12 protein-coding genes are annotated in these 14585 nt (G+C 38.3%); 8 read left to right on the forward strand and 4 right to left on the reverse strand.

What is annotated here, in order from left to right:
• Window positions 1-156: 156 nt before the first annotated feature.
• Window positions 157-993: a DUF368 domain-containing protein gene (locus NFR51_RS07160; RefSeq protein WP_251713034.1), complete on the reverse strand. Its 837-nt coding sequence runs from the start codon at window positions 991-993 to the stop codon at window positions 157-159.
• A gap of 220 nt (window positions 994-1213) precedes the next feature.
• On the opposite strand from NFR51_RS07160, the gene NFR51_RS07165 reads away from it, so the two are divergent.
• The 8 genes from NFR51_RS07165 (at window position 1214) to NFR51_RS07200 (ending at window position 11004) form a co-directional block, all read left to right on the forward strand.
• The gene (locus NFR51_RS07165) at window positions 1214-1834 is read left to right on the forward strand and encodes a GntR family transcriptional regulator (RefSeq protein ID WP_251713035.1); all 621 of its coding nucleotides are present in this window, start codon (window positions 1214-1216) and stop codon (window positions 1832-1834) included.
• A gap of 222 nt (window positions 1835-2056) precedes the next feature.
• A complete protein-coding gene (locus tag NFR51_RS07170) occupies window positions 2057-3259 on the forward strand; it encodes a quaternary amine ABC transporter ATP-binding protein (protein WP_251713036.1) in 1203 nt (400 codons plus the stop codon).
• Entirely contained in the window at window positions 3252-4976 is a 1725-nt protein-coding gene (locus NFR51_RS07175; protein ID WP_251713037.1) for an ABC transporter permease/substrate binding protein, read from the forward strand. Before NFR51_RS07170 ends, NFR51_RS07175 begins: the two co-directional genes overlap by 8 nt.
• Before the next feature lie 122 nt (window positions 4977-5098).
• Complete coding sequence (gene budA, locus NFR51_RS07180) at window positions 5099-5797, forward strand: acetolactate decarboxylase (protein WP_251713038.1); 699 nt, start codon at window positions 5099-5101, stop codon at window positions 5795-5797.
• Between the two features lie 82 nt (window positions 5798-5879).
• Window positions 5880-6728: a DNA-processing protein DprA gene (dprA, locus tag NFR51_RS07185; protein WP_251713039.1), complete on the forward strand. Its 849-nt coding sequence runs from the start codon at window positions 5880-5882 to the stop codon at window positions 6726-6728.
• Window positions 6729-6937: 209 nt separating this feature from the next.
• Window positions 6938-9088 (forward strand): type I DNA topoisomerase, encoded by a 2151-nt coding sequence (gene topA / locus NFR51_RS07190; RefSeq protein ID WP_251713040.1) that lies wholly within the window; start codon window positions 6938-6940, stop codon window positions 9086-9088.
• A 54-nt stretch (window positions 9089-9142) separates the two neighbouring features.
• Window positions 9143-10489, forward strand: coding sequence for a methylenetetrahydrofolate--tRNA-(uracil(54)-C(5))-methyltransferase (FADH(2)-oxidizing) TrmFO (gene trmFO, locus NFR51_RS07195; RefSeq protein ID WP_251713041.1), 1347 nt, complete (start codon window positions 9143-9145; stop codon window positions 10487-10489).
• A 104-nt stretch (window positions 10490-10593) separates the two neighbouring features.
• Window positions 10594-11004 carry a DUF805 domain-containing protein gene (locus NFR51_RS07200; RefSeq protein WP_251713042.1) on the forward strand — a complete coding sequence of 137 codons (411 nt, stop codon included), beginning with the start codon at window positions 10594-10596 and terminating at the stop codon, window positions 11002-11004.
• 207 nt (window positions 11005-11211) lie between these two features.
• Here the strand turns inward: NFR51_RS07200 and xerS are convergent, their stop codons facing one another.
• From xerS to NFR51_RS07215, 3 genes are all read right to left on the reverse strand, one after another.
• Window positions 11212-12291: a tyrosine recombinase XerS gene (gene xerS / locus NFR51_RS07205; protein WP_251713043.1), complete on the reverse strand. Its 1080-nt coding sequence runs from the start codon at window positions 12289-12291 to the stop codon at window positions 11212-11214.
• A 330-nt stretch (window positions 12292-12621) separates the two neighbouring features.
• Window positions 12622-13596, reverse strand: a complete 975-nt coding sequence (locus tag NFR51_RS07210; RefSeq protein WP_251713044.1) for a substrate-binding domain-containing protein — start codon at window positions 13594-13596, stop codon at window positions 12622-12624.
• 44 nt (window positions 13597-13640) lie between these two features.
• Window positions 13641-14522: an ABC transporter permease subunit gene (locus tag NFR51_RS07215; protein WP_439108860.1), complete on the reverse strand. Its 882-nt coding sequence runs from the start codon at window positions 14520-14522 to the stop codon at window positions 13641-13643.
• Window positions 14523-14585 lie beyond the last annotated feature (63 nt).

The following is a 14585-nucleotide window of genomic DNA, read 5'->3' on the forward strand; positions in this document are numbered from 1 at the left end:
TTTAAGCGCCCCTGCAGCGCTCAGGGATATTGTTTATCTTTGAGAGGATAAACAATATTGCTTTGAGAAAGCAGAAGAATAAAAACGACTGAGAAAATTTTTCTCAGTCGTTTTTATTTCTTAAGACACAATAGAAGCGCAACTCCTTACAAACAGCTATTTGTACTTTTCTTCCAGTTTACTCATCCAAAGTCCTAAAAGTATCCCAACTGCAAAAAGTAAGGCACTCATCATGAAAGTTGAGACTGTCGCGCCAGCATAACTGATAGTTTCAGCACTCTGTGTAGGGACAACAATAAGTAAGGTACTTGACAGGACCAAACCGATAATAAAATGATATACTTTCGAATGATAGTTGAGTAGAAGTCTTTCCATCACCTTTGAAAAACTCACAAGAGCAAACATTCCTCCAATGGCAATGGGAAGAAAAACACCAAAAATATCACGGTTTTTAAAACCATCAAGCATCGGGGAGAAAAGACCTAAAATTAAAAGAAGATTGGAAGGGCTAAGCCCAGGAACCAATACACCTAGGGCAATCAATATACCAGCAAGGAAGAAACCGAAAAAGTTTGCAGGAACTGTACCAGCAATTGCTGGTAACATATATAAAATAATTGCTGATAGGACAAAGGTAATACCCAAAATAATCCAGTCGCTTTGGTCTCTTGACTTCTGACGAGAGCTTTCTCTAAAGAGAGAAGGGAGCGTTCCTAAAATAGCACCAGCAAAGCCCCATAAAACAATAACTTGATAATGTGCAAGCAACCATTCTAAAGGTCTACTAAGAATGACTAAACCTAAGATTCCACCTATACCAACAGGGAGGAAGAAGAGAAAATTCTTCTTAAAATCTTGACGAATATGAGCCAAGAAATGAAGCATGCGTTCATAAATACCTAAAATAGCAGCGAGAACACCGCCTGAAACACCCGGAAGAATAAAACCAAGAGCAATAATCATTCCTTTAAACAATCTAAAAATCCAGTTCATAACATCACTTTCTATTTTTAAAAACTTTCTGGTTCATTATATCATAAATTACTTATACAAAACATATTAAAAATACAAGTTATGGTATATGCACAATACCATAAATAGGATAAATTAACTTTACTATCTTTTTTTGTATTTTTACATTAAAATAGAAATCATGGGGCATTATCTACACAAATGCTACAAGTATTAACATCACATACGAGGAGGAAATACGGTGAATAAGGTAAGGCAACCGAAATATCAGCAAATTGCCATCTTGATTGCTGAAAATATTGTTCGTAATGAATTGAAAGTAGGACAAAAAATTTATGCGCGTTCTACATTGGCAACGACTTTTGGTGTCTCTCCAGAGACGGCACGGAAAGCTATCAGTATTCTTAGTGATTTGGGGATTGTCGATTCTATTCATGGAAGTGGTGTTGTGATTGCATCACGGCAAAAAGCACAAGACTATCTGGCTCAGCACCAAGAAATAAAAACGATTCAAGACTTGCAGGCCGATATTTTAAAGAGTGTTGCACGTCAACAGAAAGAGCTTGCAAACTTTTCATCTACCTTGGATAAGCTGGTTGGACAAACTGCACACTTTCAGAAGTCTAATCCAATGACACCTATAGAACTAGAACTCAATGAGCCTTCAGAAAATTTGGGAAAAACAATCGGAGAGATGAATCTTTGGCAGAATACTGGAGTAACGGTGATTGCTATTCTACAAAATGATGAACTGGTTATCTCTCCTGGTCCGTATGCGACACTCAACCAACATGATACATTGTATTTTGTGGGAGGAGCAGATGCCTTACAAGTTCTTCAAAACTTCTTTTACAAAAATTAATAAAAACTTGCTTTACTCATAAAAAGCGCGTACAAATATAGACAGTCCTGAGATGTTGTCTATATTTGTACGCGCTTTTTCTTTCTTCAATATAAAATATTTTCTGTTTTTATAAGTTTACTCATTTGACAAAGTGACAATACATTGTTAAGATAGAGTGGTCACTTTAAAGAGGGTTAAATAACGAAATGTATTTAATTATTAAGAGTAAAGGAGAATATTTTGCCAGTAAAAATTAAAATTGAGCACTTAACCAAAGTATTTGGGAAACGTGTAAAAACTGCTTTGGCAATGGTCGAGCAGGGAGTGTCGAAAAACGAAATTTTAAGAAAAACAGGTGCGAGTGTCGGTGTTTACGATGCCAACTTTGAAGTAAATGAAGGCGAAATCTTTGTTATTATGGGGCTTTCTGGTTCAGGAAAGTCGACTTTATTACGTCTGCTTAATCGTTTAATCGAGCCAACAAGCGGTAAGATTTTCATTGATGGTGAAGATGTTGCTACATTGAATAAAGAAGATTTGTTAAAAGTACGTCGTAAAACGATGAGCATGGTTTTCCAAAATTTTGGCCTCTTCCCTCATAGAACGATTCTTGAAAATACAGAATATGGTTTGGAAGTACAAAATGTACCAAAAGAGGAACGTCGTAAGCGTGCCGAAAAAGCTCTAGACAACGCTAATCTACTTGATTTTAAAAATCAATACCCCAACCAACTCTCTGGGGGGATGCAACAGCGTGTCGGCTTAGCGCGCGCTTTAGCCAATGACCCAGAAATCCTTCTGATGGATGAAGCTTTCTCAGCTTTAGACCCCTTGATTCGTCGTGAGATGCAAGATGAACTTTTGGAACTTCAAGCAAAATTCCAAAAAACAATTATTTTCATTTCGCATGACCTGAATGAAGCATTACGTATCGGTGACCGCATTGCCATTATGAAAGATGGTAAAATCATGCAGATTGGTACAGGTGAAGAAATCCTTACTAACCCTGCTAATGATTACGTTAAAACCTTCGTAGAAGATGTCGATCGTGCAAAAGTTATCACAGCAGAGAATATTATGATTCCTGCCCTAACAACTAATATTGACATTGATGGCCCAAGTGTTGCGCTTAAAAAGATGAAAACAGAAGAAGTAAGTTCTTTAATGGCTGTCGATAAAAAACGTCAATTTTACGGTGTTATTACCAGTGAAGCAGCAGTTCAAGCAAAACAAGCGAATAAATCTCTTCGCGATGTTCTCATGACAGATGTTGGACAAGTTGGTAAAGAAACATTAGTAAGTGATATCTTACCTATCATATACGACTCTCCAACACCTGTTGCCGTGGTAGACGATGAAGGATTCCTCAAAGGTATTCTTATCCGCGGACGAGTACTTGAAGCTTTAGCAGATATAGACGATGAGGAGGTAAATAATGATTGAGTTAGCAATAGGTAAGATACCCTTAGCAGATTGGGTTTCGACTGCAACAGATTGGATTACAAGTAATTTAAGCGCTGGGTTTGATATTATTCAAAAATCTGGCACAGCAATTATGGACAGCGTAACTGCAGGACTTACAGCCGTACCATTTTGGTTAATGATTATTGTTGTAACTTTCTTGGCTGTTTTGGTTTCAGGACGTAAAATTGCCTTCCCTGTCTTTACATTCTTAGGTTTAGTTCTTATTGCCAATCAAGGTTTGTGGACAGATCTGATGAATACAGTAACATTGGTCTTGCTCTCGAGTTTAGTTTCTATTATCATCGGTATTCCTTTAGGTATATGGATGGCGAAGTCTGAACTTGTTGCTAAGATTGTGCAGCCAATACTGGACTTTATGCAAACCATGCCCGGTTTCGTTTACTTGATTCCGGCCGTTGCTTTCTTTGGTATCGGTGTGGTTCCTGGTGTATTTGCCTCAGTTATCTTTGCTTTGCCACCAACAGTTCGTATGACAAACTTGGGTATACGTCAAGTTTCCACTGAATTGGTCGAAGCAGCAGATTCTTTTGGGTCAACACCAAGACAAAAGCTCTTTAAGTTAGAGTTTCCTTTAGCAAAAGGAACAATTTTAGCAGGTGTTAACCAAACTATTATGTTGGCACTTTCAATGGTCGTTATTGCTTCAATGATTGGTGCACCTGGCCTTGGACGCGGTGTCTTAGCGGCGGTTCAATCTGCAGATATCGGTAAAGGTTTTGTGAACGGTATTGCTTTAGTTATTTTAGCTATTATCATTGACCGTTTCACTCAAAAACTTAATGTTACCCCAACTGAAAAACAAGGCAATCCGCAACTTAAAAAATGGAAGGAAAGAGGAGCGTTGCTAGCTCTTGTCGTTCTTATCATTGGTGGGATTTCCGGTGTTACGCTTAATAAAACAGCAGCAGATAAAAAGGTTGAACTTGTATATATGAACTGGGATTCAGAAGTTGCAGCTATTAACGTATTAAGTCAAGCTATGGAGCAACATGGATTTGATGTTAAGAAGACAGCTTTGGATAACACAGTGGCTTGGCAGACTGTCGCTAATGGTCAAGCGGATGGTATGGTTTCTGCATGGCTGCCCAACACACACGAAACACAATGGAAAAAATTCAGCAAATCTGTTGAATTGCTTGGTCCTAACCTTAAGGGAGCCAAAGTTGGTCTTGTCATTCCAAGCTACATGAAGGCCAACTCCATTGAAGATCTGAAAGATCAAGCAGATAAATCAATCATCGGTATTGAACCTGGTGCTGGCGTTATGGCAGCTACAGAAAAGACACTGAAAGATTATGATAACTTGAAAGATTGGAACTTAGTCCCATCATCTGCAGGTGCAATGACTGTGGCTCTTGGTGAAGCTATCAAGCAACACAAGGATATCGTTATCACTGGTTGGTCACCACACTGGATGTTTAATAAATATGATTTGAAATATTTAGAAGATCCTAAAAACTCAATGGGTAAAGCTGAAGACATCAATACAATTGTACGTAAAGGCCTTAAAGAAGACAATCCTGAAGCCTATAAAGTATTAGACAAGTTTAACTGGTCTCAAAAAGATATGGAATCGGTAATGCTTGATGTTCAAAATGGTAAAACACCAGAACAGGCAGCAGCAACATGGATTAAATCACACAAAGAACAAGTTGATAAATGGTTTGAAGACTAAGTTATTGCTTGGTCTTTTTTAGGAGAAGTAGACAAATGAGCAATCCCTATTTTAATCGCATAAGTGATAATGTGGTAGAATTAAAGTATTGAAGAATCCGAAATTTTGAAAGGAAAGAAAAAATGAAATTATTTCAACACAATACTCTCGCAGCTTTGATGTCAGGTCTTTACGAGGGAACACTAACAATTGGAGAACTACTGAAAAAAGGAAATTTTGGTATTGGAACTTTGGCGGGTATAAATGGGGAGTTGATTGTCTTGGATGGCAAAGCTTACATTGCAACAGGTGACAAAAAAGTACGTCACGTGGAGGATAATGAAACTGTCCCTTACGCTGCCGTTGCTCATCATGAAGCAACACTTTCTTTCCAACAAGAGGAAAATATTGCCAGCGAAGAATTATTCCAAAAAATAGAAAACGAGTTTAATAGCGAAAATACCTTTTATACAATTAAAATGACGGGTGGTTTTGATATGATGCATGTGCGCATGGCTCCAGGCGCAGCAGAAGGTGAACCTTTTGCTAAAGTAGCAGAAAATCAACCTGAATATAAAGAGGAGAAAGTCAAGGGAACTATCGTGGGATTTTGGACACCAGAAATGTTTCATGGTGTAAGTGTCGCTGGATACCATCTGCATTTTCTTGCTGATTCGTGCGATTTTGGTGGTCATATTTTAGGCTTCTCTGGGTTTTCAGGAAAAGTAGAAATTGGTCAAGTGGATGCATTAGAACAAAACTTCCCGACACAATCTCAGAATTTCCTCCAAGCAAAATTTAATCTTGATCAACTCAAAAAAGATATCGAGCAAGCGGAATAAAAAACTGCAGAAATGCAGTTTTTTTGTGAAAAGTTTCTATTTTTTACGTATGAGTTAAACAAAAGGTAAAAATGGAGGCTTCATGGTGAGAAACTTTGAAATATTAAGATTGAAAAAAGCGGGTGTATCTAACCGCGGAATTTTGAAACTTATTGCATATCAAGAGAACAACAAGGAAAAGATAACTTTACGGCAGATGGCTCATATAACAGAAGTAAAATCAGCTCCTAATTTTATAGAAAGTTATAAAGGTCAAGATGTTGAGGGCTTAAGGAGGCTTTATAAGAGATTTCCGTCTTTTTCAATCTTGGATGAGGTTTATCCAGAAAGACTTAAGGAAATATACAATCCCCCAGTGCTGCTTTTTTATCAAGGGAATCTGGACCTACTCACTCTCCCTAAAATAGGTTTTGTCGGTAGTCGCGAAACTTCAAAAGAAGGGATAAAGGTTACACATAAACTTATAGAGGAGTTAAAACAAAAGTTTGTCATTGTGAGCGGTCTTGCACGTGGAATTGATACATCAAGTCACGTTGCAGCTGTAAGGCAAAAAACTCCTACCATTGCTGTTGTTGGCAACGGCTTAGATATCAGTTACCCAAAAGAAAACCGTAAATTACAGGAATACTTAGCAGCAAATGAACTTGTTCTTTCAGAATATCTTGTAGGTGATCCGCCACTTAAATTTCATTTTCCAGATAGAAATAGGATTATTGCCGGGCTTTCTCGAGGAATCGTCGTTGTTGAAGCAAAACAAAGAAGTGGAAGTTTAATTACAAGCAGTTGGGCCTTGGAGGAAAATCGAGATGTTTTTGCTGTACCAGGTAATATTCTGAGCAGAAATTCTTCAGGTTGTAATAGTTTAATTCAGCAAGGCGCAAAGTTAGTGACACATGGTCAAGATATTTTAGATGAATATTTCTTTGAGTGATAAAGAGGAATTTATCCATAAGTTTTTTCTAAAAACAAAAACCATAAAATATCTACTCTATACATATATTATAAGGATTGGGAGGCATTTTTATCTTTTAATAATCATTTAATTCTCCTATAAGAAGAACACTTTTAGTTTTATTACTTGACATCTGTCTTAAAAGCCTATATTATTAGACTATTGAATTTTGAAAAATAGGTAAAAATATGGCGAAAGCAAGCGAAAAACAAGCAACTGCAAAAAAGAAATTAAACAGTAAAAAAACAACAAGTAAGAAGAAGGAAAAAATTGTTAAAGGTAAAAATCTCGTAATTGTTGAGTCACCTGCCAAAGCAAAAACAATCGAAAAATATTTGGGACGTAATTATAAAGTTGTTGCGTCCGTTGGACATATTCGCGACTTAAAAAAATCAACAATGTCTGTTGATATAGAAAATGATTATGAACCTCAATATATCAACATTCGGGGTAAGGCCCCTCTGATAAATGGTCTTAAAAAAGAAGCTAAAGCCGCTAAAGCTGTCTATCTCGCAAGTGACCCGGACCGAGAAGGAGAGGCTATTGCTTGGCATTTAGCCCACATTTTAGGTCTATCATTAGAAGACAAAAATCGTGTTGTCTTCAACGAAATTACTAAAGATGCTGTCAAAAGCGCTTTTAAAGAACCACGAAGCATCGACATTGACTTGGTTGATGCTCAGCAGGCACGGCGAGTTTTAGACCGTTTGGTTGGGTATTCAATTAGTCCAATTCTTTGGAAAAAGGTAAAAAAAGGCTTATCTGCCGGACGTGTACAGTCCATTGCGCTTAAGCTTATCGTTGATCGTGAAAACGAAATCAATGCTTTTGTTCCTAAAGAATACTGGTCAATTGATGGTGAATTTAAAAAAGGTGCGAAAAAGTTTAAGGCAGCTTTCTGGGGTGTTGATGGCAAGAAGCGCGCACTGGATAATAATGACGATGTCATGGAAGTCATGGCACGCTTGTCTGGCCCAGAATTCAGCGTTGACAAGGTAGAGAAGAAAGAGCGTCGTAGAAACGCACCGCTGCCTTACACAACCAGTTCAATGCAACAAGATGCAGCCAATAAAATTAACTTCCGTACGCGTAAAACGATGATGGTTGCACAGCAACTCTATGAAGGAATAACCCTTGGCGCTCAAGGTCACCAAGGACTAATCACTTATATGCGTACTGACTCTACTCGTATTTCACCTGTTGCGCAAGGTGTAGCAGCGGAATTTATCACGACGCGCTTTGGTGCGAAGTACAGTAAACACAGTTCTAAAGTATCAAATAAAGCCGGTGCCCAAGATGCCCATGAGGCTATCCGTCCAACCAATGTTTTAAATACTCCGGAGTCTATTGCAAAATACTTAAACAAGGATCAGTTGAAACTCTATACTTTGATATGGAACCGTTTCGTTGCAAGTCAGATGACCGCTGCTGTTTTTGATACAATGAAGGTCAACCTTTCGCAAAACGGCGTAACTTTTGTAGCAAATGGCTCGCAAGTTAAGTTTGAGGGGTATTTAGCAATTTATAATGATTCTGAAAAGAATAACATGCTTCCAGACATGGTCGCAGGAGATATTGTTAAAAAAGTTAACCTCAAACCGGAACAACATTTTACTCAACCTCCTGCACGCTATAGTGAAGCCACTTTGATTAAAGTTTTGGAAGAAAATGGCGTTGGTCGGCCGTCAACTTATGCGCCTACACTTGATACCATTCAAAAGCGTTATTATGCGCGATTAGTCGCAAAACGATTTGAACCAACAGAACTTGGTCAAATCGTAAACAAGCTGGTTATTGAATTTTTCCCTAATATTGTAAATACCGAATTTACAGCAGAAATGGAAAAGGATTTAGACAAGGTAGAAGAAGGTAAGCGACGCTGGGTTGATGTTGTTGATCAGTTCTACAAACCTTTTGCTGTAGAGCTTGACAAGGCTGAAGTCGAAATGGAGAAAATCGTCATCAAGGACGAACCTGCTGGTTTTGATTGTGACGTTTGTGGTCATCCCATGGTTATTAAGTTAGGGCGCTATGGCAAGTTCTACGCATGCAGTAATTTCCCAGATTGTCACAATACTAAAGCCATCGTGAAAGAAATTGGTGTGACTTGTCCAAGTTGTCACAAAGGACAGATTATTGAGCGAAAAACCAAAAAGAATCGTCTTTTTTATGGCTGTGACAGATATCCAGAGTGTGAGTTTACCAGCTGGGATAAACCTGTTGGTCGCTCTTGTCCAAAATGCGAACACTTCCTGGTTGAAAAGAAAGTACGTGGTGGCGGTAAGCAGGTTGTTTGTAGCAATGAAACCTGTGACTATCAAGAAGAAAAGCAAAAATAACATACTTTACATAATTTTAAATATGTAAAGCGTGCAACTGTTAGAAAGTTAACGATGAAAAAAACACATATAAACATTATCGGTGCGGGACTGGCTGGTTCAGAAGCAGCCTATCAAATTGCTAAACGAGGAATTCCGGTAAAGCTATATGAGATGCGAGGAGTGAAAGCAACGCCTCAGCATAAAACGGATAAATTTGCAGAATTGGTCTGCTCAAATTCTTTCCGTGGCGCTGCTATTACTAATGCAGTTGGACTTCTAAAAGAAGAAATGCGTCGCTTAGATTCACTCATGATGCAAGCTGCAGAGAAAACACAAGTTCCTGCAGGAGGAGCACTGGCTGTTGATCGTGAAGCATTTTCCGAATTTATCACAAGAACGATATCACAACATCCCTTGATTGAGGTCATCCGTGAGGAAATCACAGTTCTACCTGACTTAGAGGAAGAAATTACGATTGTTGCTACCGGTCCCTTAACGAGTGATGCTTTAGCTGAAAAAATTCATACTTTTAACGATGGAGACGGCTTTTACTTTTACGATGCTGCCGCACCAATCATTGATGCGAACAGCATTGATTATAATAAGGTTTATAAGAAATCTCGTTATGATAAAGGTGAAGCTGATTATATCAATTGTCCGATGACGAAGGAGGAATTTAACAATTTCCAACAGGCATTGATTGAAGCAGAGGAAGCCCCTCTTAATTCTTTTGAGGATTTAAAAGTTTTTGAAGGCTGCATGCCAATCGAAGAAATGGCTAAACGTGGGTATAAAACAATGCTATTTGGACCCATGAAACCTGTAGGTTTGGAATATCCGGATTCTTACACAGGACCACGCGATGGAGATTTTAAAGCACCTTATGCCGTCGTTCAACTCCGCCAAGACAATGCTTCAGCTTCTCTTTATAATATCGTTGGTTTCCAAACTCATCTTAAATGGGGAGAGCAAAAACGTGTTTTCCAAATGATTCCAGGACTTGAAAATGCAGAATTTGTTCGTTATGGGGTAATGCACCGCAATTCCTATATGGATTCACCAAATCTTCTTACGCAAACTTTCCGATCAAAGAAACAAGCTAATCTTTTCTTTGCTGGTCAAATGACTGGTGTAGAAGGATATGTTGAATCTGCTGCAAGCGGTCTGGTCGCTGGGATTAATGCAGCTCGTCTCTTTAAGGGAGAGGAAGAAGTTGTTTTTCCGCAAACCACAGCTATTGGTGCGTTGCCGTATTATATTACCCATACAGACAGCAAACACTTTCAACCTATGAACGTAACTTTTGGTATTGTTAAAGAGCTTGAAGGTCCGCGTATTCGTGATAAAAAAGAACGTTATACTAAAGTTGCTGAACGTGCTCTGTCAGACTTAGATAACATAATCACAGAGATAAGTTGATAGAAAAATTCTAGCCTAATTTGCAAGCTAGAGTTTTCGTTTTTTATATAGTTTGCATAACTATTATTATGTAAAATATGAAATAAACAGAATAGAGGTTGATTATGGTTAATGCTTTCAAGCTATTTTGGAAAGATTACGGAAATTTTAAAGGTAAATCAAGTCGAAGCCAATTTTGGTGGATATTTCTGATTCAATTACTCTTTTTTACAGCCACATATGCAGGACTCTTTGCGCTTGTAGACACAGATTTGTCTAACTTAGTGTGGTCAGCGGTATATTTATTGGCATTTTTTGCTTACATAGCTGCAATTTTGGTGGTCATTATTCCGAATATTTCTCTATCAGTCAGACGCTTGAGGGATATTGGTTTCCCAGTAGGTCTTGTTTTTATCAATTTGCTTATTGGACCAGGAACACTTATTTTTCTTGGCATTATGATGCTCCCTTCGAAAAATGCTGAAATTGATGTCTTAGAGGATGAAGATCCAAGTAACGATTGGCAATCCTTTTAGATTGATTTTATTTGAATTCCATGAGGGCTTGCTAATTTGATAAAGAGCTGTAAACGGCAAACAATATTGACTTTTTGCTATATATAGGAGTGCTAAACAGTGCTTTCTATCAAAATATTCCTCTCTATGGTGTGATTGATATAATAATAATGTTCGACTACACAAGAAAAAAGATTGCGAGCGAGAATGTCTACAATCTTTTTTCTTTTACAATTCTGCCAATCCATCTTTTGCCTCATCCGAAAGCACTGAAATATACTGTGAAGTGACCGTCGAATTAGAAGTATGGCCAAGCTGATTGGCAACCAGATTAGGCGATTTCGTTTCTGCGTAAAGTCTTGTTGCGAGTGTATGGCGTAGTTTATGAGGAGTTACGCGAATTTTAAAGGCGGCAGAGTATTTGGACACTAAAGCCTCAACAGAAGAAGCACCGATACGTTTTGCTTCCTGTCTGTAATTGGTTAAAAAAAGTTCTATATTGTGCTTTTCAGCTTTGTAGCGCTGTTCACGAATGGCGAGGTAATTTTCTAGGTAAGGTTTGGCGAATGGCGCAATATTCACTGAGTCTACAAAGCCTCCCTTACGCATAACTTCAATCGTCATCGTATTTAGGTTAAGGTCTTTTAGGTTGGTATTCACAAGTTCGGACAAACGTATACCTGTAGATAAGAAGAGAGCAATCATCGCAAGGTCACGTTCAACATTCTGATTGTAGGAGGTGAGTGCCCGTGCTTTGAGTGTTTTGGGATAATCTTCTTGGATAAAATCAAGGAAGGCTTGCGTCTCATCTCCCAAAAATAACTTAGGTTTCATGGCCTCTGCACGAGCAGATAATGACCTTGTTTTTACCTTAACTTTGATGCGTTTCATGACATTGCGATCAAAATAAGGTTCGCCATTTTCATCTTCAGACTCCACTGTGAGATAGTTAAAGAGGCTTGAAAGAGCTGAAATAGCACGATTAATAGACACCTGTGAAATTCCGTATTTTTTGTGTTTTTCCTGTCCATTTCCTTTTTCTTTGGTTCTGAGGAACATAATATAAGATTCTACATCAGCTTTAGGTAATTTCGCCAAGGAATCGAGAGAGATTTGAGTTATGGACTTTGTGCCAGATATGGCATCCGAATCAATCAACCAGCTAAAAAACCGTTGATATTCCTCTAAGTAAGCCAATAATGTATTGGGTGAGTAAGGCACGGAAGCTTTGGAATGATAAAATTCTTGAACGTATTTAGGCATTGCCTCAAGTAAAGATTCAATTTTATTTTGCACGTTTTTAGTCATAAATCTATTATACCACTGAGAAAGTAGCAAGTCAACATCTTTGAGAATAATTTCGATTTATTTCAAAAATATATGAAGAGAAAGCCTTTATAGAGTTTAAAACAAGAAATTTCAAAGATAGATTACTTTTGTTTTTATCACTCTTATAAATTCTACTTTATATTATTTCTTAACACAGAGTCAACTTTTTATTTAAATAAATACAATAAGATATTCCAAAGTCAAAACCACCCGTTTTATGGGTGGTTTACATTGTGAGATTCATCCATGTTTAGGAAATCTGCCGTTTGTTTATAAGCTTGTCAAATGCGCTTAAATATTTTTACTTCATTACCAGTTGTGTTCACCAACATTCTCCTTGGTTACAAGGAAGATTGGTGAAACGGTGGTTTTCTCTACGTCTTTCCCCTCAAAGTGATCAATTGCTGCTTGAAGTGCGATTTCCCCCATTTTAGCGGGTTGTTGTGCCACTGTCGCTGTCAGAGTTCCTTCTTTGATTGCTTCTTGAGCATCTGGCTGACCATCAATACCAACGATGATTACACCAGACAAACCGGCTGCTTTAACTGCCTGTGCAGCACCAAGAGCCATCTCGTCATTTTGTGCAAAGATGGCTTGAACATCTTTGTTTGCTTGGAGCATATTTTGAGTAGTGTTCAAAGCTGTAGCACGATCAAAGTTCGCAGATTGGCTTGAAAGAACATCAAGTGTATCTTTGGCAGCATTGTCAAAGCCTTTACCGCGGTCGATTGTTGAAGAGGCTCCTGGTGTACCTGAAAGCTGTAATGTTTTCGCATTTTTTCCTGCTTCTTTAGCGATAAATTCTGCCGCCATTTTACCTGCCTCAACATTGTCCGAAGCAACGGTTGTCAATACTTCACCTCCTGAAGCGCCACGGTCCATAAGGATGACAGGAATGTTGGCATTGTTAGCAGCTTCAATCGCTGGTACAATCGCATCAGAATCCACTGGGTTAATCAAAATCGCATCAACCTTTTGGCTAATAAAGTTTTGTACATCATTGGTTTGCTTTGCAGCGTCATTTTGTGCATCTGAAACGTTAAGCTCTGTACCAGCCTTTTCTGCAGCATCTTTAATCCCTTTATCCATCGCCACAAAATATGGATTATTCGTTGTAGAGATGGATACACCGATGTTCAATTCATCTGCTGCTTTTTTAGTGGTACCACCATTGCTATTGTTACCACCGCCCTCATTGCCCAGGCCTGTTTGACCGCATGCTGCAAGTGTTAAAATGGCACCTGCCAAGATTGTACCTGTCAGCACTTTTTTAAACATTTTCATTTGAAATTCTCCTATATGATGAAATAAATTTTTGATAACGTTAATTACTTGCTAGTTTTCAAACGGTCTAGCATAACCGCAATAAGGATAACCACACCTTTGACTACTTGTTGCCAAAATGCTGACACGCCAATGATATTCAGTCCATTATTTAAGACACCAATAATCAATGCACCAATCAAAGTTCCAATCAAGCTACCTTTACCACCCATAAGTGAGGTTCCACCAAGAACTACTGCAGCAATGGCATCCATCTCATAAGATGCTCCCGCCGTTGGCTGTGCAGAGCTTAAACGTGAGGTGATAATCAATCCAGAGATAGAAGCCATTACACCTGAAATAGTATAAATCAAAATCTTAACCTTGTTAAGTTTGATGCCCGAGATGTAGGCTGCTTTCTCATTACCACCTAATGCATAAACAGATTTACCAAAGGCAGTTTTATGCAAAACAATATAAAGAATAATGAAAACAGCAAACATTAAGATAACAGGGAAAGGTATACCTAAGATATAACCTTGACCTAAAAATTTGAAAAGATAGCTGTTAGACATCCCTTGAGTAATAGGATTACCATTTGTGTAAACTAAAGTTGCTCCGCGAAAGATAGTCATGGTTGCAAGGGTCACAATGAATGGTACTAACTTTCCAAAGGAAATCAGCAAACCGTTAATCATGCCCAAGACACCGCCTAGTAATAAAGCTACGACAATAGCCAAGGGGACAGGCATGCCATTGGCGATTAGACCAGCTGTGATAGCACTGGACAAGGCGAGTATTGAACCTACTGAAAGATCAATCCCTGAAGTTAAGATAACAAAGGTCATACCGAATGCAATGAAGCCATTTGCGGTTACCTGCAAAAGCAAGTTGAGCAAGTTATTGGTCGTTAAAAAGTTGGGGTTAATGATGGTGATGACGATCATCAATACAATCAAAGCGAGCAAAGTCGTCAATGAACTGAATTTATTCGTGAGTGATTTCACTTT

Origin of the sequence: Lactococcus ileimucosae, assembly GCF_943193185.1 — a bacterium.
In the GTDB taxonomy this organism is placed as follows: domain Bacteria; phylum Bacillota; class Bacilli; order Lactobacillales; family Streptococcaceae; genus Lactococcus; species Lactococcus ileimucosae.

Bases quoted from the DNA above. Each gene is read 5' to 3' on its own strand.
- NFR51_RS07160 (WP_251713034.1), bottom strand. From the start codon at position 993: ATGAACTGGATTTTTAGATTGTTTAAAGGAATGATTATTGCTCTTGGT.
- NFR51_RS07175 (WP_251713037.1), top strand. From the start codon at position 3,252: ATGATTGAGTTAGCAATAGGTAAGATACCCTTAGCAGATTGGGTTTCG.
- budA (WP_251713038.1), top strand. From the start codon at position 5,099: ATGAAATTATTTCAACACAATACTCTCGCAGCTTTGATGTCAGGTCTT.
- dprA (WP_251713039.1), top strand. From the start codon at position 5,880: ATGGTGAGAAACTTTGAAATATTAAGATTGAAAAAAGCGGGTGTATCT.
- topA (WP_251713040.1), top strand. From the start codon at position 6,938: ATGGCGAAAGCAAGCGAAAAACAAGCAACTGCAAAAAAGAAATTAAAC.
- trmFO (WP_251713041.1), top strand. From the start codon at position 9,143: ATGAAAAAAACACATATAAACATTATCGGTGCGGGACTGGCTGGTTCA.
- NFR51_RS07200 (WP_251713042.1), top strand. From the start codon at position 10,594: ATGGTTAATGCTTTCAAGCTATTTTGGAAAGATTACGGAAATTTTAAA.
- xerS (WP_251713043.1), bottom strand. From the start codon at position 12,291: ATGACTAAAAACGTGCAAAATAAAATTGAATCTTTACTTGAGGCAATG.
- NFR51_RS07210 (WP_251713044.1), bottom strand. From the start codon at position 13,596: ATGAAAATGTTTAAAAAAGTGCTGACAGGTACAATCTTGGCAGGTGCC.
- NFR51_RS07215 (WP_439108860.1), bottom strand. From the start codon at position 14,522: ATGATCGTCATCACCATCATTAACCCCAACTTTTTAACGACCAATAAC.